The sequence below is a fragment of the Bowdeniella nasicola genome (assembly GCF_900107735.1).
Taxonomy (GTDB): Bacteria; Actinomycetota; Actinomycetes; order Actinomycetales; family Actinomycetaceae; genus Bowdeniella; species Bowdeniella massiliensis.
On sequence record NZ_FNQV01000009.1, the window covers coordinates 77658 to 101775 of the forward strand.

Genomic DNA, 24118 nt, shown 5'->3' on the forward strand with positions numbered 1-24118 from the left:
GAGCGCGGGCGCCAGAACCCGGGCCGTCCAGCGAAAACTGGGACTCCTACTACGATCGAGTCATGAAGATCACAGCTGTCACTGGCGACATCACCGAGGCCCGCGTCGACGCAATCGTGAACGCCGCGAACTCCTCGCTCATGGGAGGCGGCGGCGTCGACGGCGCGATCCATGCCGCCGCCGGCCCGCAGCTCCTTGGCGCCTGCACCGAAGTGCGCAGAACCCAGTACCCCGACGGCCTGCCCGTGGGCGAAGCCGTCTCGACGCCGGGATTCGATCTGCCAGCCTCGTGGGTGATTCACACCGTTGGGCCGAACCGCCACCGCGGCGAGTCCGACCCGCAGCTGCTCGCAAACTGCCTGCACTCTTCCCTCGAGGTAGCGCGCCTGCTGGAAGTCGAGTCCATCGCGTTTCCCGCGATCTCGGCCGGGGCCTACGGCTGGGATATGGATGAGGTCGCCGAGGTGCTGGTTGGCGCGGCGCGGCAGGAAGCTGACAAGCCAAAGAATGACGGCATCGCCGAGCTCCGCTTCGTGTTGTTCAGCGAGTCGATCGCGCTCGCTTTTCAAAATCTCATCTAATTAGGCGGATAGAATGCAGCTCCAGGCATTCCGCCAACCAAATCGTTGTCATCAAAGATGACCAACTGTATATCTAGAACATCCTTATCTTCCCCACCAATACTCACATCCCTGTTAGCAATGCGGATAAGGGCAGCAAATGCCTCTCGCACTTTAGGAATGACATCGCTGGGAACAGAAACTGTGCCTCTGCCTGAAAACGGCCTCACTAGATTTTTCCAGTTCAGGTACCCCTCAATGAAGTCCTGAGAACCCCAGAAAGCGATGAGTGTACGAATCACTTGTTCGGGGTAGGGAGAATGCGTTTCGACAGGCGACGAGCCCGACCGTCCCGTAAAGGAAAAACTCAAGTGTGTGAGAACTTGACTGTAAACTTCAGCTCTCCTCTGCAAGACGAGCGTTTCTCGCTCGCGTTCCTTCCGGGTAACTTCTTCCTCTATTTCCGTTCGTCTGCGCGCTGAAACAGTCTCGTTGATTGATAGCGCGACTATAGCGGCCAGTGCTGAAGCAGCTAGGGAAGAGACCTCTGCAAACTCCAAAGATCCAACTAGCCATAGAATGGCCACAGTGACCACTAGCAAGGCGAGCAGAATTCTAGGCCATCCAAACTTTGTGAACAAGCTCTACATGTTCCCTCATATTTTGCGAATACTCTGTAAGTAGTCTCTCTTCGCTTACCGCTATCTGCCAATCGAAAGCTTGAGGCAAACGTGCGTCCTAACGGAGAATACTGGGGCGCACACGATTCTTACCGCAGGCAGTTCGCTCCGAGCAGCGCTTTAAGATCACCGAACAGTGCCGGTCCTGGCTTCACGCGATAGGCATCGGCGAGAGCCACAACGGTCCGGCGTCCGGCCGATGTCAGATGTACACGCACCTCGCTCGGTCCGTGATGGCTGGAAAGTACCCGGGTGAGCGACTTGATCGTGGACTGGGTGCAGCGGTGTGCCGGCAGCGAGATGTGCACGGGCGCTCCGGAGTCGATGTCGACATCGGGAATGGACATCTCCATCGCAGCAATCGTGGGTGACTGTCCTTCTTCAGCGCGGAACCGGCCCTTGATCGCGACGACCAGGTCCTCGGTGATCTCGGTGGCGACCGTTTGGTAGGTCTGCGGGAAGAAGTTCACCGTGACACCGCCAGTAAGGTCTTCAATCTCGAGCGATGCCCAGGGCTTACCGAGCTTCGTCACCCTGCGGTGGACCGCCGAGATGAGGCCACAGATCTCTACCCGGTCGCCGTCGCGGCGCTCGGGCTGGTCCATGAGTGAGGCGACCGTCGTGTTCGCGTGCATGCTCAGGACATGTTCGAGGCCGGACAGCGGGTGGTCGGAGACGTAGAGCCCGAGCATTTCGCGCTCGAACGTGAGTTTTTCTCGCTTGTCCCAATCCGGGATGTCCGGTACGACGGAGGTGAAGTTGGTGGATTCTTCCTCATCGTCGACTGCCGAGAACAGGTCGAACTGGCCGGCCGCTTCCTTACGCTTGATCGAGATGATCTCGTCGACGAAATCTTCGTGGCAGACCACGAGCGCCCGGCGTGAGGGCTGTAGTTGGTCGAAGGCGCCGGCTTTGATGAGGGATTCGATCGTGCGCTTGTTACACACCTGGACCGGCACCTTGTCCAGGAAGTCCTCAAAGCTCGTGAAGTCGCCCTTTTCTGTGCGAGCTTCGACGATGCCTTCCACGACGTGGGCGCCGACGTTACGGATCGCTCCGAGACCGAAGCGGATGTCCTTGCCCTGCGGTGTGAAGGTCGCTTCCGAGGAGTTGACGTCCGGCGGCAGCACGGTGATGTCCAGGCGACGGCACTCGGCAAGGTAGACCGCGAGTTTATCCTTGTTACCCTGCTGGCTTGTCAGCAGCGCCGCCATGTACTCGGTGGTGTAGTTGGCCTTGAGGTATGCGGTCCAGTAGGACACGAGACCGTAGGCCGCCGAGTGCGACTTGTTGAATGCGTAATCAGAGAACGGCAGCAGGATGTTCCACAGCGTCTCGACCGAGTCTTCCGGATAGCCGCGCTCGATCATGCCGGAGTGGAAGCTCTCGTACTGCTTGTCCAGCTCGGCTTTCTTCTTCTTGCCCATGGCTCGACGCAGCAAGTCTGCTTGGCCGAGCGTGTAGCCCGCGAGCTTCTGGGCGATCGCCATGACCTGCTCCTGATAGACAATCAGACCATAGGTCGTGCCGAGGATCTCCTGGAGAGGTTCTTCCAGGGCCGGGTGGATCGGCGTGATCTCCTGCAGCCCGTTCTTGCGCAGGGCGTAGTTCTTGTGAGAATTCGCGCCCATCGGTCCGGGACGATACAGCGCGCCCACAGCGGAGATATCTTCGAAGTTATCGGGGCGCATGAGGCGCAGCAGCTCGCGCATGCCATCCCCATCGAGCTGGAATACACCGAGCGTTTCCGCGCGCGACATGAGCTCATAGGTGGCCTTATCATCGATCGGTACGTGATCGAGATCGAGTGGCGCTCCCCCGTTCTTCACGATGTTATCGAGTGCATCGGTGATGACCGTGAGGTTGCGCAGCCCGAGGAAGTCCATCTTCAGCAGGCCGAGGGTCTCACACGTCGGGTAGTCGAACTGCGTGATGATGGTGCCGTCGGCGGGCCGCTTCATCAGCGGAATGATGTCCATGAGCGGAGCGCTGGACATGATGACCGCGCAGGCGTGCACACCCCACTGGCGGGTAATCCCCTCGATCCCCTTGGCCATGTCAACAATCTTTTGCACGTCCGGATCTTCGCCGTGCATCTCGCGGAACTCCGCAGCTTCGGCGTAGCGTTTGTCCTTTGGATCGAAGATGCCGGGGATCGTGATGTCCTTGCCCATGACCGTGGGCGGCATCGCCTTGGTGATGCGGTCGCCCATCGCGTAGGGGTAGCCGAGCACGCGAGAGGAGTCCTTGAGGGCCTGCTTGGCCTTCATGACACCGAAGGTCACGACCTGCGCGACGCGGTCCTCACCGTATTTATCGTTGACGTAGTCGATGACCTCGCCGCGGCGGCGCTCATCGAAGTCGACGTCGAAGTCCGGCATCGAGACGCGGTCCGGGTTAAGGAATCGCTCGAAGAGCAGACCGTGCTGGATCGGGTCGAGATCGGTGATGCGCAGCGCGTAGGCGACCATCGAACCGGCACCGGAGCCACGCCCCGGACCGACCCGTATGCCGTTGTTCTTCGCCCACGTGATGAAGTCGGACACGACGAGGAAGTAGCCGGGAAAGCCCATCTGCAAGATGACTTTGACCTCGTAGTCCGCCCGCTCGCGCACGTGCGCGGGAACGCCCCCAGGAAAGCGCAGCTGCAGGCCCTTTTCGACTTCCTTAATGAACCAGGACTCTTCGTTCTCCCCGGCAGGGACCGGGAAGTGCGGCATGTAGTTCGCGCCGTCCGCGGTGGTAGTGAACTTGACGTCGCACATCTCGGCTACGAGCAGCGTGTTGTCGCAGGCCTCGGGCAGTTCGGGCCACAGCGCCCGCATCTCTGCCTCGGGACGGATATAGAAGGTATCGGAATCGAACTTGAAGCGATCGGGATCCGACAGCGTCGAGCCGGACTGCAAGCACAGCAGCGCGGAGTGCGGGATGGCGTCTTCCGGCTTGACGTAGTGCGAGTCGTTCGTCGCGATGAGCGGGGCCTTGAGCTGGCGAGCGATCTTCAGCAGATCCTGGCGGACCCGGGTTTCGATTTCCAGTCCGTGGTCCATCAGTTCGACGAAGAAGTTCTCCTTGCCGAAGATGTCCTGGAACTCGCCGGCCGCACGCAGCGCCTCGTCGTAGTGGCCGAGCCGAAGCCTGGTCTGAACCTCTCCCGAGGGACATCCAGCCGTGCCGATGAGGCCGGTTGAGTAGGTCTGCAGCAGATCGCGGTCCATGCGCGGCCACTTGCCGAGCTGGCCTTCCATTGAGGCGAGCGAGGCCATCCGGAACAGGTTGTGCATGCCCTCGGTGGTGCGAGCAAGTAGCGTCATGTGCGTGTAGGCGCCGCGGGCCGAGACATCATCGCCGGCGCGCTGCTGGGCTTCCGTACCCCACGTGACGCGCGAGCGGTCCTTGCGGGAGGTTCCCGGCGTCATATAGGCCTCGACACCAATAATGGGCTTGAGGCCGTAGGAGGTGGCAGTCTTCCAAAACTCGTAAGCGCCGAAGACATAGCCATGATCGGTGATGGCTATGGCGGGCTGGCCGAGCCGAGCGACTTCCTGGCAGAGTTTGTCGATCTTCGCGTGACCGTCCAGCATGGAGTACTCGGTGTGTACATGCAGGTGAACGAAGTCCTCGGAAGCCATGGCCCCAACTCTACCTAGCGGGGCGGTTACGCAGGCGCCTGGTCCGCCGGGGTGTCGAACGCGGCGGCGGCGGTTTCCGCATGGTCTACGCGACTGGTGAATTCAGCGGTGAGCAACCTCATTGCACGGGAGCGATGAGTGTTTTGCGCATGTCGTGGTGCCAGATTCCGGCATCGAGGTAACGCTCCCGCCCGATCGTCTCGTAGCCCGCCTTGCGATAGAAGTCCAGGGCGTACTCCTGTGCCGACAGTTCGCTGATGAGGCCCGCGGAAGGGTCCGGCGTGAGCTGGCGGATCGCTTCGGCTTCGAGCTCGGCAAGCAGGCGCGCTCCCAGCTGCTGACCGCGATAGCGCTCAAGAACGGCGAGGCGGCCGACGTGCACGACGCCGGGGTGATCGTGGTCCGGTAAGAGCCGCCCGGTACCGGCCGGCTTGCCTTCGATCGTCATGAGGACCTGGATCGTATCGGGCAGCGCGTCCCTCGCATCGACTTCCAGAACGAGCGGAACCTGCTGTTCGATAACGAAGACCTCGTAGCGGATTCCTCGCGCAGCCTGGATGTCTGCCAGGTCGCTGACGACGCGGATATCGATCATGACTCTCGTCCTTCCCTGAGCGTTGCAAGCGCGGCGGCAAGCTCCTCGGCCGGCTCGCTCCGGAACGTCACGGTCTCCCTGGTTCCGGGGTGGGTAAATCTCAATTCGTAGGCGTGCAACCACTGCCGGATGAGGCCGAGGGCTTCGGCCTCCTTCGGGTTTGCGCCATAGGTCAGGTCCCCGACGAGCGGGTGTTTGATCGCGGAGAAGTGCACCCGGATCTGGTGCGTGCGCCCGGTCTCCAGGTCAACGTCGACGAGGCTCGCGCCGGGCAGCTCTTCAATGACCTCATAGTGCGTGATCGCGGGTTTGCCGTCGTTGCGGATCGCCATCTTCCACTGCTTGCCGCCCTGGTGAGCGATGGGCGCATCGATCGTGCCTACCGCGGGGGTGACGGTGCCCTGGGCGAGGGCGAGGTACTTCTTTTTCACCTCGCGATACTTAAACGCGCGCTTCAGGGCCGAGTAGGCGCGATCGGAGCGGGCCACGACCATGAGTCCGGAGGTCCCGACGTCCAGGCGATGGACGATCCCTTCGCGCTCGGGCGGTCCCAGGTTGGAGACGCGGAAGCCGGAGGCACGCAGCGATCCGACGACGCTTGGGCCCTCCCAGCCCGAGGACGGGTGGGCGGCAACGCCAGCGGGTTTGTCGACGACGATGATGTCGGGGTCTTCGTGCAGGATCCGCATGCCGGCGACGACGATGTCGGCAGGCGGTTCTTCTTGCGGGATCGTGATGTCGAGCAGCATATCACCGCTGAGTTTGGCGCTGCGCGCGAGCGGCATGCCGCTGGCGTAGACATGGCCGGCATCGAGCAGGTCGGCGACCTTGGAGCGAGACATCCCGAGCATCCGCGCCAGCGCGGCGTCGGCTCGCTGGCCGATCAATCCATCGGGGACGGGCAGGTAGCGCCGCTCGGCGGTCATGAGCCGGCTGCCTCCTCGTCATCAAATGCCGTTCCGTCGTCGGTCAGCAGCTTGCGGCCGGGCCGCGGATCGGAGGTGAAGGACAAGATGGCGAGCGCGATCGCGGCGCCGACGATGAAGATGTCGGCAACGTTTCCGACGAACCAGTTCGAATATGACAGGAAGTCGACGACGTGACCCTGGAAGGTGCCAGGGGCTCGGAAGATCCGGTCGATGAGGTTGCCCGCGCTGCCGCCGAGCAGAACCGCGACGACGATGATCCACGCGGGGTGGGTGATGCGGGTCAGGGCGTAGGTGGCGCAGATGACGCAGGCCGCGGCAACGATGGTGAAGATCCAGGTGGCGCCCGAGCCGAAGGAGAAGGCGGCGCCGGAGTTGAATACGAGCGTTAAGCCAAAGGCGCGCCCGAGGACCGGGTGGTAGACGCCGGGCTCAAGGGCGGACAGCGCCCAGATCTTTGTGGCCTGGTCGATGGCTAGGCAGGCGAGCGCGATGGCCATCCCGATGCCGAAGGCCGCCCGCGGTGCGCGTTCGCGTTGCACCAATTCAGTTCCGTTCTGGACATGCACAACGGCGGCACGTTCTACGGTGCCGCCGTTGTGCAAGGGGGTGTCAGGACAGGGTCTCAGGCGAGGCCTCGACGTCACGCAGCAGGCCCTCGAGGTAGCTCTTCAGGCGCGAGCGGTAATCCCGCTCGAAGGTGCGCAGCTCATCGATCTTGCGCTCGAGCAGCGAGCGCTCCTTCTCCAGCTGAGCAAGCGTGTTGTTGTACTTGTCTTCAGCTTCCTTGATGATGCTGTCGCCCTGCTGGCGGGCCTCGGTGACGATGCGTTCGCCTTCGTCCTGGCCGTTGCGCACGTACTCATCGTGCAGGCGCTGCGCGAGGGCGAGCATGCCGGCTGCGGACTGGGCGGAATCGCCCCCCTCGCCGGGAGCGGCGAAGGCGTGGGCCTGGGGCTCGACCGCGGCCTGCTCTTCGGCGGGCTCCGCGTGGACCTCGGGCTCGGCCGGGGTCTCCACTTCTTCGGCGACGGGCTCGTCCACCTGGGCGGGGGTTTCCTCGGCGGGCTGGTAATCGCCGCCGCCGGCGCCCAGCTCGGAAATCCGGCGCTCAGCGGCCTGCAGCTTAGCCTTCAGCTCTTCGTTCTCGGACTGTACGGCTCGCAGCGTGTTGACTACTTCGTCTAGAAAATCGTCGACCTCATCCTGGTCGTAACCTTCCCTAAACTTCGTCTGCTGGAACTTTTTGTTGAGGACGTCGTCCGCTGTTAGCAGCGCCATTGTCGTCACCTCGTGGTCGTAGTTGCAGATGTGCGCAGCGCAGGGTCTGCGCGCTAAAAATTACAATACCCGAAACATCGCTACGATGCGCATTCTCTGGCTGAGTATTCGCGGTACGAGATTGAGATTAGACCGCGATAGCAAGCGAGATAAAAATGCGCTCTAAGATGATCACGCCGAAGACGATGACGAGGAATCCAACGTCTAGCGCGATGCCGCCGAGCCGCAGCGGCGGGATGATCCCGCGCAGGGCCTTCACCGGCGGATCGGTCAGCGCGTAAATGACGTTGGCGATCACCAGGATGGGGCCGCTGGGACGCCAGGAACGATTAAATACCTGAATCCAATCGAGGATCACACGAGCGAAAAGAATCAGCAGGTAAATCGAACACAGGCGCGCCAGCAGCACAAAGAGTATGGACACGAAAGTGTGGGGTCCTTCTTAGCCGAGGTGCTTGACCGGGTCGGAGTCTTCCGCGTCGCGGTAGACCTCGACCGTGGCGGGCGAGAGCAGGAAGACCCGCTGGGTCACCTTCTCGATGCCGCCTTCCAGGCCGTAGGCCAGGCCCGAGCAGAAGTCGAGCATGCGCTTGCCGTCGGCTTCCGACATACCAGACAGGTTCAAGATGACCGGGATGCCCTCACGGAAGGCGGTGCCGATGACCTTGGCTTCGTTGTAGGCCGTGGGGTGGAAGGTGACGATGCGGGAGAGTTCCTGGGAGGAGGTGTTCTCGTGCACGTCGAAACGCTGGCCGGCGGAGGCGGCGCGGTGGATGGGGGTCACGGGAGCAGCAGGCGTCTCGTCCACGGTGTCCTTCACGTTGTTGACAATGTCGGTGGTGAAGTCGTCGTAGACTTCCTCGGTCTCTTCTTCCGGCTGCGACAGCGCCAGATATTCCATGGACTTGCGAAGGAATCCAGCCATCGGGATCTCCTCAAAACTCGTGTGGGTACTCGTGTCTTTACGTTATGGGTGATTCTGGGCGCCGGGCGGCAACGGGCTCGGCGTGTCATCGATCAGGAGGGCGCTCGTGATTCGCCGGGACGTTCCGTCTCGCCGGTAGGACCACCACGCCTCGTTTTCCAGCGTGCACCACTGCTCGGTGGGCACGTCGACCTCGACATTGCAGACGCCGCCGTCGGCAAGTTCGCGGCGCGCCATCGCGGTGAGGTTCAGGCCTGGGGTACCCCACGAGGTGGTGGCGCGGGCTTCGTCCCGCTCGCGCGCGACTTCTTCTTGCAGCTCGGCGGGTACCTCGTAGCAGCGGGCACATATGTGCGGACCGATGAGGGCCCACAGCGGTTCGCCCGTGCGTTCACGCAATCGCTCGATCGTCTTGGTGATGATGCGCGACTGCAGGCCTTTGCGTCCCGCGTGGGTGGCCGCCCGCACGGTGCCGGATTCGCTCGCAATGAGGACGGGCACGCAGTCGGCGGTCAGGACCGCGGGGGCGAGGGCGGCCTCGCGGGTGATGACGGCATCGCCTTCCCCGATGACGCCGGGGGCGGCGGATTCAAGGACGATGTCGGAGTGGATCTGGGCGGCGCGCGTCAGCTCGACGGCGCCGCAGTGCTCGAACGGGCCGGGAGCTGCCGCGGTCGTGATGACCGCGAGCGCTCCCGGCCCGCATGGGAGGGAATAACGCACCTAACGAGGGCTCGTTATTTCAGGAAGTCCGGGATGTCGAGGTCGTCATCCTTGGACTGGTTGCGGCCCCCGTCGGGAAAGACCGGGGGAACATCGAGCTCGGGGGTGGCCTCTTCGGGCTCCGGGCTCTTGTCGGACTCGGTGAAGCCGGGCACGGCGGGAGCGGTGCGCGGTACGGAGTGCTGGCCCTGGCGGTCGGCGACCTGGCCGGGGGTGCGATCCTCGGCGGGCTCGGGTGCGGGCTCTTCGCGCTTGGGCTCGGGGGCCGGGCGCTGCGGGGCCTGCTGACCGCCGGCGGGCTTGCGGCCCTCGGGCTGCTGATCGAAGCCGGCCGCGATGACGGTGACGCGGACTTCGTCGCCGAGGGCATCGTCGATGACGGCACCGAAGATGATGTTGGCTTCGGGGTGAGCGTTTTCCTGGACCAGGCGCGCGGCCTCGTGGATTTCGAAGAGGCCGAGGTCCGAGCCGCCCTGGATCGAGAGCAGCACGCCGTGCGCGCCGTCGATCGAGGCCTCGAGCAGCGGGGAGGAGATCGCGAGTTCGGCGGCCTGGACGGCGCGGTCCTCGCCGGATGCGGAGCCGATGCCCATGAGGGCGGAGCCGGCGTCCTTCATGATCGACTTGACGTCGGCGAAGTCGAGGTTGATGAGGCCCGGCGTCGTGATGAGGTCGGTGATGCCCTGAACACCGGAGTGCAGCACCTGGTCCGCGGCGCGGAAGGCGTCAAGGACGGAGACGTTGCGATCCGAGATCTGCAGGAGGCGATCGTTCGGAATGACGATCAGAGTATCGACTTCCTTGCGCAGCGCCTCGATACCGGCCTCGGCCTTGGTGGAACGCTGGCGGCCTTCGAAGGCGAAGGGGCGGGTGACGACACCGATCGTCAGGGCGCCGATCTCGCGAGCGATCTTGGCGATGACGGGCGCGCCACCGGTACCGGTGCCACCGCCCTCACCGGCGGTCACGAAGACCATGTCGGCGCCGCGCAGGGCTTCGGTTATCTCCTCGATCGAATCCTCGGCGGCCTTGCGACCGACCTCGGGATCGGCGCCGGCACCGAGGCCGCGGGTCAGGTCCCGGCCGATGTCGTGCTTGGAGTGGGCGTTGGATAGGACCAGGGCCTGGGCATCGGTGTTGATCGCGACGAACTCGACGCCCTCGAGCCCTTCTTCGATCATGCGGTTCACCGCATTGACGCCACCGCCGCCAATGCCGACCACTTTGATGACGGCCAAATAATTCTGTGGTGATGTCACGGGTTTCCCTCTCGTTGCGAGCCTTCAACCTTCAAGCTCAGGTTGAAGGTGAAACTTTTGTCGTCGTTAGGCGCAAGCAAAGTACGCGCTTGCACGAGGCAGAACAACGACCGACACGGCGTGTTGGGAAATCGAGTTATTTCGTCACGGGGGTTCGCGGCGCGGAGACGTCGTAGACCTTGGCCTCCTGGGTGAGCAGTACCTGCAGCACCCGCGATTTCAGCTCGATATCGTTCGAGCCACCCCAGATGACTCGGGCGGAATTATCGAGTGTGAAGCTCATAAGGCCGTCGCCGTCGATCGCGGCGGAGCTCAGGCGCGAGCGCACCACATCTGGCAGGGCGCCAAGCGTCGTGAGGACGTCCTGGATGAGCGCGCCGCGCAGGTGTTCTTCTCCCCCAACAGAGATGACGGGGATGCCCTCGGGGGCTTCGCCGCGCTTGCCAAGGACGACGCCGTGGGCATCGAGGAGTTCGAACTCGCCGGAATCGGCCAGTTGCTGGGCGGCGACGGCTTCGCGTCCATTGACCGTCACGATGACTTCCTTCGGCCACGATCGTGCGACCTGAACGGTTTCCACGACCGTGAGTGCCTCGACGGCCGCGCGCATATCGCCGGTGGACAGGCGCGGCAGTGGCGTCCCGCGGTAGGGCTCAAGGACGGCCGTCACGGCCGATTCCGAGACCTCGGGCCCCTCGGTTTTCACCTTGATCGTCGTCAGGGCAAACAGCGGGGAGAAGAATGCGCCCCACACGAGCGCCGCGATGAGCACGATGGCCGCGGCGGCCCAGTAGGCATAGCGCTTGCGGGCGTGCCACACGGCTCGGCGGCGTTCATCGCGCACTCGGTTCAGCGAGGTGACGGGCGAGTGGTCCCGGCGCAGGGTTTCTTTGGCGCGCGCGGCGAGCTGGGTGATCGGGGCGGGCGAGCGCTCAGCTTCGGCGCGGGGCTCGGGCTTGGCCCGGTCCTCGGCCTCCTCCTCGGGCGTGATGAGCGCTTGACGGTCGTCCTCGTTCAGGCCCGGCCGGTGGATGCGCGGCCTTGGGCGTGGCGGTGGTTTCACCGCGCCTGCTCCGACAGTGCGGAAATGACGGTTGCGCCGGCCTCGGTAATCGAGCCGGCTCCCATGGTGAGCACGATGTCGCCGGGGCGGGCGAGGCTTGCGGCCAGGCGCGCGGCTTCATCCATGTCGCCGACGTAGCGGGCCTTGGGGAGCTTATCCGTGATGAGTTCGGAGGTCACGCCCGCAACCGGGGCCTCGCGGGCCGGGAAAATATCGGTAACGATGACGGAATCGGCGCCCTTGAGCGCTCCGGCGAACCGATCGGCGAACGCCTGGGTGCGGCTAAAGAGGTGCGGCTGGAAGATGACGATGACGCGCGAGGCACCGACCTGGGTGCGGGCGGTCGCGATCGTGGCGGCGACCTCCGTCGGGTGGTGCGCATAGTCATCGATGACGCGCACGCCGCGCACATAGCCCCGCTGTTCAAAGCGGCGTCCGGTACCCGCGAAGGCGCCGAGCGAACGCGACATAAGGGTGGCGGGCACGCCGAGTTCGATACCGGCGATGAGGGCGGCGGCAGCGTTCAGGCGGTTGTGGTCCCCTGCCACCTGCAGCGCGAGGCGATAGTGGCGATCATCGATGATGACGTCATCGCCCGCGACGCCGACATCAGCGTTCTTGGAGCGGCCATAGGTGACGACGCGCAGCCCCTCGGCGGCAGCGCGCTCCGCCAGGTCGGCAGCGCCCGGGTCATCCGCGCAGCAAATGAGGAGCCCGCCCTCGGTCAGGCGCGAGGCGAAGTCGAGGAAGGCCTGCTTGAAGGCCGCCTCCGACCCGTAGTGGTCGAGGTGATCGGGTTCGACGTTCGTCACGATCGCGACGCGCGGCGCGTAGTTCAAGAACGAGCCGTCGGATTCATCGGCCTCGGCAACGAACACCGAACCGGTGCCAAGCCTCGCTCCGGAGCCGAGCCCGAGGACCGTGCCGCCGATGGCATAGGACGGATCGGTGCCGACCTCCACGAGGGCGGCGGCCAGCATGCCGGAGGTCGTCGTCTTGCCGTGGGCCCCGGCGACCGCGACAAAGTCCAAGCCTTCGGCGGCGCGTACGAGGGCCTCGGAGCGGTGCAGGATCTGCTGGCCGCGATCGATGGCGAGCGCGAGTTCCGGGTTTGTGTCCTTGATCGCCGTGGAGCGCACGACGGTGAAATCAGCGGGCAGGTTCGTGCCGTCGTGGCCAATGAAGCAGTGGATGCCCTTGGCGCGCAGGCGCTGCAGCGCCGCGGAGTCCTTCGCATCCGAGCCCTGAACGATCTGGCCGCGGGCCGAGAGCAACTCGGCGATGACGGACATCCCCGCACCGCCGATCCCGATGAAGTGGTAGCGCTCGCGGTTCATCGCCGGACCTTTTCAATTTCGTCAACGAGTTTCGCGGCGCCGTCGATTGCTCCGACGCGGGCGGCGGCCGCTCCGGCCTGCTCGAGCGCGCTCGGGTCGGTCAGCCACGGGCTGATTGTCGCCGTGAGGGAGGCCGGAGTGAGGTCCGAATCGTCCAGCAGCAAGCCGCCACCGGCGGCGAGCACATCGGCCGCATTGCGGCGCTGCTCCCCGTTGCCGATCGGCAGCGGGATGTAGATCGCGGGCAGCCCGAGCGCGGTGAGTTCGGCGACGGTGCCGGCGCCCGAACGGCAGATGACCATATCTGCGGCTGCGTAGGCCTCGTGCATCGCGGGCAGGTACTCGCGCACGTGGTAGGTGCCGAGCTCCATGCCGTGATCGGCGAGCGCGGCGTGCACCTCGCCCGCCTTGCCCTTGCCGGTCAGGTGCAGGACCTGCACGCCGCGCTGGGCGAAGTAGGGCGCGATCTCCGCGGCGGCGGCGTTGATGGACTTGGCGCCGAGCGAGCCCCCGGTGACAAGCACGGTCGTCATCTCGGGGTTCAGGCCGAGCTTTTCGGCGGCCTGGCTGCGCGCCCACGTGCCGTCTCCCCCGCGCCGGCGCATCGCGAGATCCAGGATCGGACCGCGGATGGGCAAACCCGTCGTCACGGTCCGGCCGCGCTTAGCGGCAAGCGGCGTCGAAGGGAAGGTCAGGGCGACGACGGCGGCGCGCTTGGCGCCGAGCTTATTGGCGTAGCCGGGCCGGGCATTTTGCTCGTGGATGACGAACGGGATGCCATCGCGCCAGGCAGCGAGGTAGGCGGGGGTGGCGACGAAACCACCGAAACCGACGACGAGGTCGGCCTTCACGTCGGCCAAGACCCCGCGCACCTGAGAGATCGCGGAGCGGAACTTCACCGGGAAGGTGAGCGCGCTCGGGGTGGGTTTGCGCGGCATCGGAACCTTCGGGATCGTCACGAGGTTGATGCCCGCGGCCGGAACCAATTCCGTTTCTAATCCGCTTGCTACCCCGAGCGCCGTAATCCGGGCGGCCGGGTAGCGGGCAGCGATTTCGCTGGCCGTTGCGAGCAGCGGGTTGACGTGTCCCGCGCTGCCCCCACCGGCCAGAACGATCGAGTGAATCACGAACTTCTCCTTGCACGGCGGCCGATCACCGATAGTGACCGCCTCACCGCGGATGTCGATTGCGCCAGGGCCACGCTAGCGCCGGGCTCGGTTCGAGCCAGGGCCAGCAAGACTCCGATGGCCATTATCGTACTGACGAGGGAGGAACCGCCAGAAGAGATCAAGGGCAGCGGCACGCCAATGACCGGCGCAAGGCCCAGCACAACGAAGATGTTCATGAAGGCTTGCCCGATGATCCAGGTGCCGAGTCCCGCCGCGAGTAACCGCGAGAAATCGTCGGTCAACACCCGGTAGAGCCGGAAGATTCCCCAGGCCAAAACGGCGAAGAGCACGAGCACGAGCGAGGTTCCTACGAGGCCGAGTTCCTCGCCGATGATCGCGAAAATATAGTCGTTGTGCGCCTCGGGTAGGTAGGCCCACTTCTCGCGCGAGGCGCCCAGTCCGACCCCGAAGACGCCACCGGTGCCAAGGGCCCAGCGGCCGTGGCGCGGCTGATAGCCGAGCGCATCGGAGGTGCCCTCGGTCGCGTGTTCCATGCCGGGCAGGAACTGAATGATTCGGGCCATGCGCGTCGGGTTGTCGATCACCATGTACACGACGGCCCCGAGCGCCAAGATCGCGAGCACGCCCAACCACTTTTTCGGCAGCCGCGCGCAGACCAGCATCGCAGCGACCATGACCGCGATGACGAGCGCGGTACCGAGGTCGTGACCACCTAGGACAAGGACCATCGAGACCCCAACAGCGCCCAGTGGCACGACGAGGTGGCGCCAGTTCTCCAGGTGTCGCAGATGCGCGGCGAGAATCGAAGCGAGGAAAAGCGCGAGCGTGAGTTTGATGAACTCCGAGGGCTGGATCGCAAACGGCAGGCCCGGAATTCGGATCCAGGCGACGTTACCGCCCTTGCCGACAGCTAGCGGCGTGAAGATCAACGCGCCTATCGCCCAGGAGCCAAGCAGTGCAAACGGAGCGATCTTGCGCAGCGTGGGAATGGACAACCGAGACAGGACGTATGCCGGGATCAGCGCGGCGGCGGCAAAACCCATCTGCCGGGTGGCGTCGTTATACGGGGTACGCCCCTCCTTGATGGAGGTGACCGTCGACGCCGACATCACCATGGTGATGCCAAAAACGAGCAGGACGACGGCCGAGCCGAGGATGAGGTAGTAGGACAGCGCGCCCGGGTGGGTACGGGTCAGCGAGCGCTTCGATGTTTCTTGCGTCAACGTGACCGGCATGACTCCCCTTCCCTCTCCCCTATTGTGCGGTGCGAATGGTGTGCGGCGTGCCTAACACGCCGCGACTAGCCGTTGCGCACGGCCGTGGCGAATTCCTCACCGCGCAAGGCGTAGTTCGCGAACTGATCCATCGAGGCGCACGCGGGCGCGAGCATGACGGTATCGCCCTTGCCCGCGAGTTCACGCGCGGCGGCGACGGCGGCGGCCATGACGCTGCGGTGCGCGGGATCGATGACACGCACCGGAATCTCGGGCGCCTCGGCGGCGAGTGCGGTCGCCAGGGGTTCCTGGTCGACGCCGATGAGGACGGCGGCCTTGAGCTTGGGCCGGACATCGGCGACGAGTTCCTCGAAGCGCGCCCCCTTGGCCAGTCCCCCGGCGATCCACACGACGCTGCCATCGGCCATACCCGTGAGCGAGGCACGGGCGGCGTGGGCGTTGGTGGCTTTCGAGTCGTTGATGTAGCGCACGCCGTCGATCTCGGCGATCGTTTCGATCCGGTGGGCGCCAGGCGCGAAGGAGCGCAGGCCCGCGGCGATCGCTTCCGGCGGCACGTCGGCGGCCCGGGCCAGGCCTGCAGCGAACAGCGCATCGATGACGACGTGGCCGGGCAGGCTGCCGCCGGGCGCGAGGTGGGCGAGGTCGGCGAGTGTTGCGAGTTCGACGCCTTGGGTGTGGCGCTCCGCGTGGTAGGCGCGATCGACGAGCATATCCTCGACGAGGCCGAGGCCCGCCAGGGGCGGCGTATCGGTGCCAATCGAGATCGCGCGGGCGCCCTCGGTGACGTCAGCCTCCTCGACCATCTGGCGGGTTGCGTCGTCGTGACGCGAATATAGGCAGGCGCGCAGCGTGCCGCGGTGCACGCGCGCCTTCGCGGCGGCGTAGGCGGCGGCCGAGCCGTGCCAGTCGAGGTGGTCGTCGTCGATGTTCAGGCATGCCGAGGCGAGCGCTCGCACCGAGGACGTCGAATGGAGTTGGAAGCTGGAGAGTTCGGCGGGCAGCGCGTCCACGCCGCCGCGGGCGGCGACGAGCACCGCAGGGGTGCCGACATTCCCGATGGCGGGCGCGACGAGGCCCGCGCTGGTGAGGATCGCGCTCGTCATCGTCACCGTCGTCGTTTTGCCGTTCGTGCCGGTGAGCGTGAGCCAGGGCGCGAAGCTGCCGTCGGCCTTCGGGGCCTGCACGCGCCAGGCGAGCTCGATCTCGCTGATGACCTCGACGCCGCGTTCGGCGGCGCGGGCATACAGCGGCGTGTGGGGCGTGATGCCGGGCGAGACGACGACGATATCGCGATCGCGCGTCGCGAGGTCGGCAAAGTCTTCATCGCTCGTGGCGTGGGCGAGACGGCCGGGCAGGTGCTGTTCGGCGGCGGCCTCGATGGCGGCCTCGGAGTGGTCGACGCCGAGCGCGTCCATGCCGAGCGTGCCGAGGACCTCGAGCGCGGCCTTGCCGGAGGCGCCGAGCCCGGCGACGGCGACGCGCGCGCCGGAAAGATCAACGCGGGTGCGGGAGGTGCTAGCCACTGAGTGACACCCACTCCCCGTAGAACAGGCCGAGGCCGAGCGCGACGCACAGGCCGGCAATGATCCAAAACCGGATGACGATCGTGACCTCGCCCCAGCCCTTGAGTTCGAAGTGGTGGTGCAGCGGCGCCATCCTAAAGACGCGTTTGCCGGTGAGCTTGAACGAGCCGATTTGGATGACGTCGGACATCACGATGATGACGAACAGGCCACCGATGACAACGGCGAGCACCTCGGTGTGGGTGAGGATGGAAAAGCCCGCGACGGCGCCGCCGAGGGCGAGCGAGCCGGTATCGCCCATGAAGATTTGGGCGGGCGAGGCGTTCCACCACAGGAACCCGAAGCACGCGCCCATGAGGGCCGCACCAAGGATCGCGAGGTCTCGCGGATCGCGCACTTCGTAACACGCCTGGGTGGGCTCTGCCAGGAACTGGCAGGACTGGTTGGACTGCCACATCGCGATGACGGTGTAGGCGGCGAAGACCATGACGGAGGCGCCGGTCGCGAGCCCGTCGAGCCCGTCGGTCAGGTTCACGGCGTTCGACCAGGCCGTAATGAGGAAGTTGGACCAGATGACGAACAGGATCATCCCGAGGACGACGCCGGCGAAGGCGAGGTCGATCGGCGAATCACGCACGAAGGAGATCCGCATCGAGGCGGGCGTGCGGTTGTTTTCGTTCGGGAACAGCAAGACGGCGACGGAGAACGTGATCCCGATGAACGCCTGGCCGAGGATCTTGCCGAGCGGGTTCAGCCCAAGGGAGCGTTCGCGCGAGATCTTGATGTAGTCGTCGAGGAAGCCGATGATGCCGAGCCCGATGATGAGGTAGAGCAGCAGCACGGCCGAGACGTTCGGCAGCCGGCCGGCGATGAGGTTCGCGCCGGCGTAACCCAGGACCGTGGTAAGGATGATGACGACGCCGCCCATCGTCGGCGTGCCGCGCTTGGTGAAGTGCGCGGCCGGCCCGTCCTGGCGGATGAACTGTCCATAGTTGCGCTTGACGAGGAACTTGATGAACAGCGGCGTCCCCAACAGGGACAGCACCAGGGCGATGGTGCCTGAGTACAAAATCGCGGTCATGCGCCGGCTTTCTGATCTGCTGCGAGATGATCCGCTACCGACCATAGCCTGGCGCCGTTGGAACCTTTGACTAAGACGACGTCACCGTCACGAAGCTCACCTTCAAGCAGCGCGAGCGCAGCTTCGTTGGTTTCCAGGGCGTCGACGCGAAGTTCGCCGCGAGCTGCCTCACGAGCACCTGTGGCGATCGCATCGGCTGCGACGGATATCACCCAGTTCAGGCCGGCGGCCGCGGCATGGGAGCCGACCTCGGCGTGCTGGGCTTCGGCCTCGCCCCCCATTTCGAGCATCGTGCCAAGCAGCGCGATGCGGCGCGTGGCCGAGAGCCTGGCGAGCGCATCGATCGCGGCGCGCATCGACTCGGGGTTGGCGTTGTAGGCGTCATCGAGGATCGTTACGCCATCGGCGCGCTCGGTCAGCGCCATCCGGTGCGGGCTGATCTCGGCGTCCTCGATCGCGCGCACCGCCCGAGACAGATCCAGGCCCAGCGCGGCGACGGCGGACAGCGCCGCCAGCGCATTATTGACGTGATGCACGCCGACGATCGGCAGGCGCACCTCGATGCCGCTGAGACTAAAGCTTGCGCGGCCGAGCGCGTCTGCGCGGATGTCCGCGGCGGCAAGACCCGGGCGCCCGGCGAGCTCACCGCGCGCGGAGAAGTAGCGCACGTGATCGGCCGCAAGGGCGCTGCCATCGGCGTGGGTGGGACGCATCGCGGAAACTCGCGCGTCATCGGCGTTGAGGATGGCGGTGCCGCCGGGGCGGATCGCGGCGACGAGTTCGCTCTTGGCCTTCGCGACGTCGGCGAGCGATCCGAAGCCTCCGACGTGGGCGTGGCCGACCATAAGCACGATCGCGATATCGAGCGGCGCGATCGTCGTGAGCCGGGTGAGTTCGCCTGCGGCCGACGCACCCATCTCGGCGACGAGGTAGCGCGTGTTCTCGTCGCAGCGCAGCACCGTCAGCGGCAGGCCGATGTCATTGTTGAAGCTCGCGACGGGCCAGATCGTCGGCGCGAAAGCGGAAAGCGCCGCCCCGAGCAAGTCCTTCGTCGTCGTCTTGCCGGAGGATCCGGTCACGCCGATGACGCTGATCTCGCCGCGCTCGCGCAAGGCTCGCAGCACGTGGGCGGCGAGCGCGCCGAGCGCCTGCACGGTGGAGTCGACCCGCACGTGCGGGACGGCAACGTCTTGCTCACTGAGGATGACGGCGGCACCGGCATCAGCGGCGCTGGCGACGTAGCGGTGCCCGTCGATGTTTTCGCCCGCGATCGCGACGAAGCAGTCCCCGGGCGCGACCTCCCGCGAATCGGTGATGACCTGGCCGGTGACGCTCGCATCGGCTGCGAGCCCGCCGGCGAGCTCTCCCCCGGTTGCCGCCGCAATCTCGGCGGCGCTCAGCGTGATCATGCATCCTCCCGTTGCGTGAGCGCTTCGCGGGCGACCGGCACATCGTTATACGGGTGCTTGACGCCCTGAATTTCTTGGTAGGGCTCCGCGCCCTTACCCGTGACGACAACGGTATCGCGCGGCCCCGCGGCAAGGATCGCATCGGTCAGCGCCTGCCGGCGCGTCTCCCCTTCGATGACCCCCGCCATATTCGGGCGCACCTCACGAACGCCGGCCAGGATCTCGGCCCGGATCGTGGCCGGATCCTCGCTGCGCGGATTCTCGTCCGTCACATACAGCCGATCGGCGAGCCGCGCGGCGACCCGCCCCAGATCCGGGCGCTTGACGCGATCGCGGTCCCCGTCCGAGCCGAAGACGATCGTCAGCTCACCCGGGGTCAGCTCCCGCAGCGTCGTGAGGATCGCCTCGATCGCCTCGGCGGTGTGGGCATAGTCGACCATGACGAGCGGGTAGCGCTCGCTTCGCGCCGCGACGACCTGCATGCGCCCGGGCGCGGGCGAGACGGTCGCCATCGCGTCCGTCACGTCCTGCCAGTCGATCCCGAGCGTGCGCGCCAATCCGATCGCCACCATCGCGTTTTGCACCATGATCTGGCTGGTGAGCGGCATCTCGATAACGTGGCGTTCCTCGCCGTCGATGACGGTGAAGCGCGTGCCAGCCGGGATCGAGGTAATCTCGGTGGCGACGAGATCGGCCGGCTTGTCGGTGGCGACGGTCAGCACCGGGATCTCGCAGCGCGCCGCGAGCCTCTCGCCCCACTCATCGTCGACGCACACGACGGCGCGCTCGGCATATTCGGGCGTAAAGATCGTCGCCTTGGCCTCGAAATAGGACTCCATCGTGCGGTGGTAATCCAGGTGATCATGCTGCAGGTTGATGAACCCGACCGCGGCAAAACGCACGCCCGCGACGCGCCCCAGGTGGGCGGCATGTGAGGAGACTTCCATCGCGACGGCGGGCACGTGATCCTCCCGTGCAAGGGCCAGCAGCCGCTGCACGATGCTCGCCTCCAGTGTGGTGCGCGGCGAGACAGAGGTCTGCTGGCCAAGGCGCACCTCGACCGTGCCGAACAGGCCCGATTCCCCATGCGCGCGCGCGAGGATTTGCGACAGGATCGTCGACGTCGTCGTCTTGCCGTTGGTGCCCGTCACGCCGATGACCTGCACGTCGCGGGCGGGATCGCCATAGACCAGGCGCGCAGCCGTCCCGACGACGGCCCGCGGATCGGCAACCTCGAGCAGCGCGACGCCTGGCGCGTCGTCGATGAGGTCGAGCCCCTGCACGTCGGTGATGATGGCGCGCGCCCCGCCGGTGATCGCCTGCCCGGCGTACTTCGCGCCGTGGGTAGTGAAACCGCCGATCGCGATGAAGGCTTCCCCGGCGCGGGTGTCTGCCGAGTCCACCGAGACGCCCGTGACCGGCCCCTCGCCGGCATCACGCACGACGCGCGCGCCGATCGCGCTCGCTAGATCCCATACGCTCAGCCCGAAAACGCGCGGGCGGCGGAGCAGCAACTCATCAGTCACGCAGCTAGGTCCTTAGAACTTGAGGTTACTCGTAATCGACGGGGTAAAGCTCCGGGGCCTTACCCGAGGGCGGAATGCCTAGATAGCGTACCGCGAACGTCGCGATCTCCTTAAAGACCGGGGCGGCGACGATGCCGCCCTGGAAGCCGGAGGACGGGTTATAGACGACGACGGAGATCGCGAGGCGCGGGTTATCCGCCGGAATGACGGCGTTAAAGACGCCCGCGGTTTGCGTCAGCGCGCCCGTCGGACCCGCGACCTGCGCGGTACCCGTCTTCGCGGCGACGCGATAGCCGTCGATCGCGGCGCGGATACCGGTGCCGCCGGGCTGGGTGACGCCCTCCATCATCGTGAGCATTTCCTGCGCCGTCTTCTCGCTGATCGCCTCGTGCCGCTCGGGAGTTTCGGCCGCGCGGTAGACGCCCTGCGCGTCGGTCACGCCTGCCACGAGGGTGGGCGCTACCCACTGCCCCTTGTTCGCGATCGCCTGCACGATTCCCGCATTTTGCAGCAGCGTGACGGCATAGCCCTGGCCGAACATCGTCGTGTATTTTTGCCGGCCATCCCACTTATCGGGCGGCACGAGGATGCCGGCGGACTGACCGGGCATTCCGACGTCGATGACCTGGCCGAGGTTGAACTTCTTGAAGTAGTCGTAGCGCACCTGGTCGGAGATCGTCTCGCCGATCTTGACGGTACCCGTGTTGTAGGAGCGCATGAGGATGCCCGCCACCGTGCGCTTTTCGACGCCGTGATCGGCGAAGTCCTTGATGACCTGGCCGTTTGGCGTCGTATAGCGCGAGGGGTTTTCGAAGTGCGATTCGGGCGTGACCTTGCCCTGGTCGATCGCGGTCGCGTACGTCAGGAGTTTGCCGGTGGAGCCCGGCTCGTAGACCGCGGAGATCGAGCGGGCGCCCTGGTTGGCGGCGTCCGACTTCCAGTATTCGTTCGGGTTGACGGTGTCCGAATCGGCGATCGCGAGCACCTTGCCGGTGCCGACCTCCTGGACGATCGCGGCCGCCCAGCTCGCCCCGTAGGTGTCCTTCGCGTTTTGCACCGCCTGCTGGCTGACGTCTTGCAGGTCGCGCAGCAGCGTGAGGTGGACGGTCGAGCCCGGCACGGCATCGACCTTTTCGTTCAGGCCCGTCGGGATGTGGGGGCCGCCGATGCCGACCTCCACGCGTTCCTTGCCGGGTATGCCCGTCAGGTCCTTGTCGTAGCTCATCTCCAGGCCCGCGGAGGCGACGCCTTCCTTGTTGACGAACCCGATGATGTTGCCGGCCGTCGTGCCGTTGGGGTAGGTGCGAACCGAGCGGAAATCCGGTTCGATGCCATCGATGCGCAAGTCCTTGATTTGGCGCCACTGCGCGGGCGTGAGGTTCTTGGCCAGCACGCGGTAGGTGGAATCGCCGGTGAGCTTGCCGCCGAGCACGGCCGCATCCTCGCCGAGCAGCGGCGCAAGTTGCTTGGCAGCCGCCGCGGGCCCGACGCCGACGATCGTTTTGCCGTCCTCGCCGCGCTGGACGTAGTCGCGCACCTTGATTTGGTTGACGCCGACGTGCACGATCTGCGTGGAAGCGGCGAGCACGTTGCCTTCGGCGTCGACGATGGGGCCCCGCGGCGCGGAGATCTCGAAGGTCTTGGTGCGAAAATCGCGCGCCTGCTCGGCGAGGGCCGGAGCCATGATGATCTGCAGCCAGATGAGTTTGGTGAACCCGGCGAGCAGCGCGACGAGTGTCAGGACGAGGAATTTATTGGACCGGTGCCACCAGGCCTTGACGCGCGCGTAGAGCGAAGTTTGCGACCGTGCCATCGCGCGTCTCCTCTACTGTTGGCCCTCCTGCAGGGCCGTAATCGTGCCTGCCTGCAGGTTCATAATGAACGTCGTCGAGGCCGGAACCATCCCGATCTTGCCCGCGGCACCGCGAAGGTATTCGGGTGAGCCGAGAGTCTCGACCTCAGCTTTCAGTGTCTGTGCTGTTTCGGTTAACTCGACCAACTGGGCGCGCGTGTCGCGAATCTCGTAGGAGGTCACAGCCATCTGGGTGTTGAGCATGAGCGTCAGCCCCATGGCCGTGGCAAGGATCGTGATCAGCAGGGTGAGGAACGGCGCGATGGACCGGCGCAGCGCCGGGGTGCGCACGACCGACAGGCTCGGCCGCTCGATCGTCGTCGTTGTCCGCCGTGGGCGGGCGGCAGTCGCGAGCATGCTCATGTCGTACTCCTAATTTTGCGCACGGCGCGCAGCCGTACCGGGGCCGAACGGGGGTTTGCTTCGAGCTCTCGCTCATCGGCGCGCTCGGCGCCGCGGGTGAGCAGTTTCAAGCGGGGCTTGGCGGATTCGGGGATGATGGGCAGGTCGAGCGGCGCCGTGCTCGTTGCGCCGGCGGCGAAGACCTGCTTGACGATGCGGTCCTCCAGCGACTGGTAGGACTCGACGACGAGGACGCCGCCCACATCGAGGGCGTCGATCGCGCGCGGCAACGCTTCGGCGAGGATCCGCAGTTCGTCGTTGACGGCGACGCGCAGCGCCTGGAAGACGCGCTTGGCGGGGTGGCCGCCGGTGCGCTTGGCGGATTGCGGGATGCACTCGCGGATGATCGCCACGAGCTCATCGGTCGTGGTCAGTGGCACCTGCTCGCGGGCCTCGACGATCCGGGCCGCGATCCGGTTGGCGTACTTTTCCTCGCCGTAGGTCCGAAACGTTCGGGTCAGCTCCCCGACGCTCGCGGTTGCGAGGATCGAGGCGGCCGTGACCTCGCTGGTCGGATCCATCCGCATGTCCAGCGGCGCGGATCGCGCATAGGAAAACCCGCGCTCGGCCTCATCGAGCTGCATCGAGGAGACACCCAGGTCCATCAAAATGCCGACGACGGCGAGCCCGGCGCGCTCCCGCATCTGCTCGGCGACGTCGCCGATCTCGTCGTAGGTGGTGTGAAAGGTATGGAAGCGATCGCCAAAGCGCGCCAGGCGCTCGCTCGCGAGGGCGATGGCGCGGTCGTCGCGGTCGATCCCCGCGACGACGAGCTCGGGGTTCGCCTCAAGGATCGCCTCACTGTGGCCGCCAAGGCCCAGCGTCGCGTCGATGATGACGCCCTTGGGCGTTGCAGACAGCAGCTCGACGCAGCGATCGCGCATCACCGGGATGTGCCGCGTCGTGCCCGCCATACTCACGCCCTTTCAGTTTCGAGGTGCTCACAAGAGGTCTGGACCCACTCCGGCTGATCCGGCGA

The 24118-nt window shown here is 65.6% G+C and carries 22 protein-coding genes; 1 reads left to right on the forward strand and 21 read right to left on the reverse strand.

The features are described 5' to 3' along the window. Positions 1-62 precede the first annotated feature (62 nt). Complete coding sequence (locus tag BLU67_RS07915; RefSeq protein ID WP_092564714.1) at positions 63-581, forward strand: O-acetyl-ADP-ribose deacetylase; 519 nt, start codon at positions 63-65, stop codon at positions 579-581. Here BLU67_RS07915 and BLU67_RS12110 read toward each other — a convergent pair. The 21 genes from BLU67_RS12110 to rsmH all read right to left on the reverse strand — a co-directional run bounded on the left by BLU67_RS12110 (position 578) and on the right by rsmH (position 24053). Continuing rightward, a complete protein-coding gene (locus tag BLU67_RS12110) occupies positions 578-1201 on the reverse strand; it encodes a hypothetical protein (protein WP_143027376.1) in 624 nt (207 codons plus the stop codon). The two genes, BLU67_RS07915 and BLU67_RS12110, sit on opposite strands and share 4 nt — an antisense overlap. 128 nt (positions 1202-1329) lie before the next feature. After that, entirely contained in the window at positions 1330-4872 is a 3543-nt protein-coding gene (dnaE, locus tag BLU67_RS07920) for a DNA polymerase III subunit alpha (protein WP_092564716.1), read from the reverse strand. A gap of 118 nt (positions 4873-4990) precedes the next feature. Further along, on the reverse strand, positions 4991-5467 hold the full coding sequence (locus BLU67_RS07925) for a GNAT family N-acetyltransferase (protein WP_092564718.1): 477 nt from the start codon (positions 5465-5467) through the stop codon (positions 4991-4993). Beyond that, positions 5464-6393 (reverse strand): RluA family pseudouridine synthase, encoded by a 930-nt coding sequence (locus BLU67_RS07930; protein ID WP_092564720.1) that lies wholly within the window; start codon positions 6391-6393, stop codon positions 5464-5466. The genes BLU67_RS07925 and BLU67_RS07930 overlap by 4 nt, the downstream gene beginning before the upstream one ends. Then, positions 6390-6935 (reverse strand): signal peptidase II, encoded by a 546-nt coding sequence (lspA, locus tag BLU67_RS07935; protein ID WP_143027377.1) that lies wholly within the window; start codon positions 6933-6935, stop codon positions 6390-6392. The genes BLU67_RS07930 and lspA overlap by 4 nt, the downstream gene beginning before the upstream one ends. Positions 6936-7005: 70 nt before the next feature. After that, positions 7006-7674, reverse strand: a complete 669-nt coding sequence (locus BLU67_RS07940) for a DivIVA domain-containing protein (RefSeq protein ID WP_092564724.1) — start codon at positions 7672-7674, stop codon at positions 7006-7008. Positions 7675-7801: 127 nt separating this feature from the next. Next, complete coding sequence (locus BLU67_RS07945; RefSeq protein ID WP_092564726.1) at positions 7802-8098, reverse strand: YggT family protein; 297 nt, start codon at positions 8096-8098, stop codon at positions 7802-7804. An 18-nt stretch (positions 8099-8116) separates the two neighbouring features. Next, positions 8117-8599 carry a cell division protein SepF gene (locus BLU67_RS07950; RefSeq protein WP_092564728.1) on the reverse strand — a complete coding sequence of 161 codons (483 nt, stop codon included), beginning with the start codon at positions 8597-8599 and terminating at the stop codon, positions 8117-8119. Positions 8600-8641: 42 nt separating this feature from the next. Further along, positions 8642-9322: a purine nucleoside phosphorylase YfiH/LACC1 family protein gene (locus BLU67_RS07955; RefSeq protein WP_092564729.1), complete on the reverse strand. Its 681-nt coding sequence runs from the start codon at positions 9320-9322 to the stop codon at positions 8642-8644. Between the two features lie 14 nt (positions 9323-9336). Further along, positions 9337-10581, reverse strand: coding sequence for a cell division protein FtsZ (gene ftsZ / locus BLU67_RS07960; RefSeq protein WP_092564731.1), 1245 nt, complete (start codon positions 10579-10581; stop codon positions 9337-9339). 136 nt (positions 10582-10717) lie between these two features. Then, entirely contained in the window at positions 10718-11644 is a 927-nt protein-coding gene (locus BLU67_RS07965; protein WP_092564733.1) for a cell division protein FtsQ/DivIB, read from the reverse strand. Continuing rightward, positions 11641-12981: a UDP-N-acetylmuramate--L-alanine ligase gene (murC, locus tag BLU67_RS07970; RefSeq protein ID WP_092564735.1), complete on the reverse strand. Its 1341-nt coding sequence runs from the start codon at positions 12979-12981 to the stop codon at positions 11641-11643. Before murC ends, BLU67_RS07965 begins: the two co-directional genes overlap by 4 nt. After that, entirely contained in the window at positions 12978-14108 is a 1131-nt protein-coding gene (gene murG, locus BLU67_RS07975) for an undecaprenyldiphospho-muramoylpentapeptide beta-N-acetylglucosaminyltransferase (protein WP_092564737.1), read from the reverse strand. The genes murC and murG overlap by 4 nt, the downstream gene beginning before the upstream one ends. Further along, the gene (locus tag BLU67_RS07980; RefSeq protein WP_092564739.1) at positions 14105-15346 is read right to left on the reverse strand and encodes an FtsW/RodA/SpoVE family cell cycle protein; all 1242 of its coding nucleotides are present in this window, start codon (positions 15344-15346) and stop codon (positions 14105-14107) included. The genes murG and BLU67_RS07980 overlap by 4 nt, the downstream gene beginning before the upstream one ends. 65 nt (positions 15347-15411) lie before the next feature. Continuing rightward, positions 15412-16869, reverse strand: a complete 1458-nt coding sequence (gene murD, locus BLU67_RS07985) for a UDP-N-acetylmuramoyl-L-alanine--D-glutamate ligase (RefSeq protein WP_092564741.1) — start codon at positions 16867-16869, stop codon at positions 15412-15414. Beyond that, a complete protein-coding gene (gene mraY / locus BLU67_RS07990; protein WP_092564743.1) occupies positions 16862-17950 on the reverse strand; it encodes a phospho-N-acetylmuramoyl-pentapeptide-transferase in 1089 nt (362 codons plus the stop codon). Before mraY ends, murD begins: the two co-directional genes overlap by 8 nt. Further along, positions 17947-19359: a UDP-N-acetylmuramoyl-tripeptide--D-alanyl-D-alanine ligase gene (gene murF, locus BLU67_RS07995; protein WP_092564745.1), complete on the reverse strand. Its 1413-nt coding sequence runs from the start codon at positions 19357-19359 to the stop codon at positions 17947-17949. Before murF ends, mraY begins: the two co-directional genes overlap by 4 nt. After that, a complete protein-coding gene (locus BLU67_RS08000) occupies positions 19356-20885 on the reverse strand; it encodes a UDP-N-acetylmuramoyl-L-alanyl-D-glutamate--2,6-diaminopimelate ligase (protein WP_092564747.1) in 1530 nt (509 codons plus the stop codon). The genes murF and BLU67_RS08000 overlap by 4 nt, the downstream gene beginning before the upstream one ends. 25 nt (positions 20886-20910) lie before the next feature. Further along, on the reverse strand, positions 20911-22698 hold the full coding sequence (locus tag BLU67_RS08005; RefSeq protein WP_092564749.1) for a peptidoglycan D,D-transpeptidase FtsI family protein: 1788 nt from the start codon (positions 22696-22698) through the stop codon (positions 20911-20913). Positions 22699-22710: 12 nt separating this feature from the next. After that, the gene (locus BLU67_RS08010) at positions 22711-23100 is read right to left on the reverse strand and encodes a cell division protein FtsL (RefSeq protein ID WP_092564751.1); all 390 of its coding nucleotides are present in this window, start codon (positions 23098-23100) and stop codon (positions 22711-22713) included. Then, positions 23097-24053 (reverse strand): 16S rRNA (cytosine(1402)-N(4))-methyltransferase RsmH, encoded by a 957-nt coding sequence (gene rsmH / locus BLU67_RS08015; protein ID WP_092564753.1) that lies wholly within the window; start codon positions 24051-24053, stop codon positions 23097-23099. The genes BLU67_RS08010 and rsmH overlap by 4 nt, the downstream gene beginning before the upstream one ends. Positions 24054-24118: the final 65 nt, after the last annotated feature.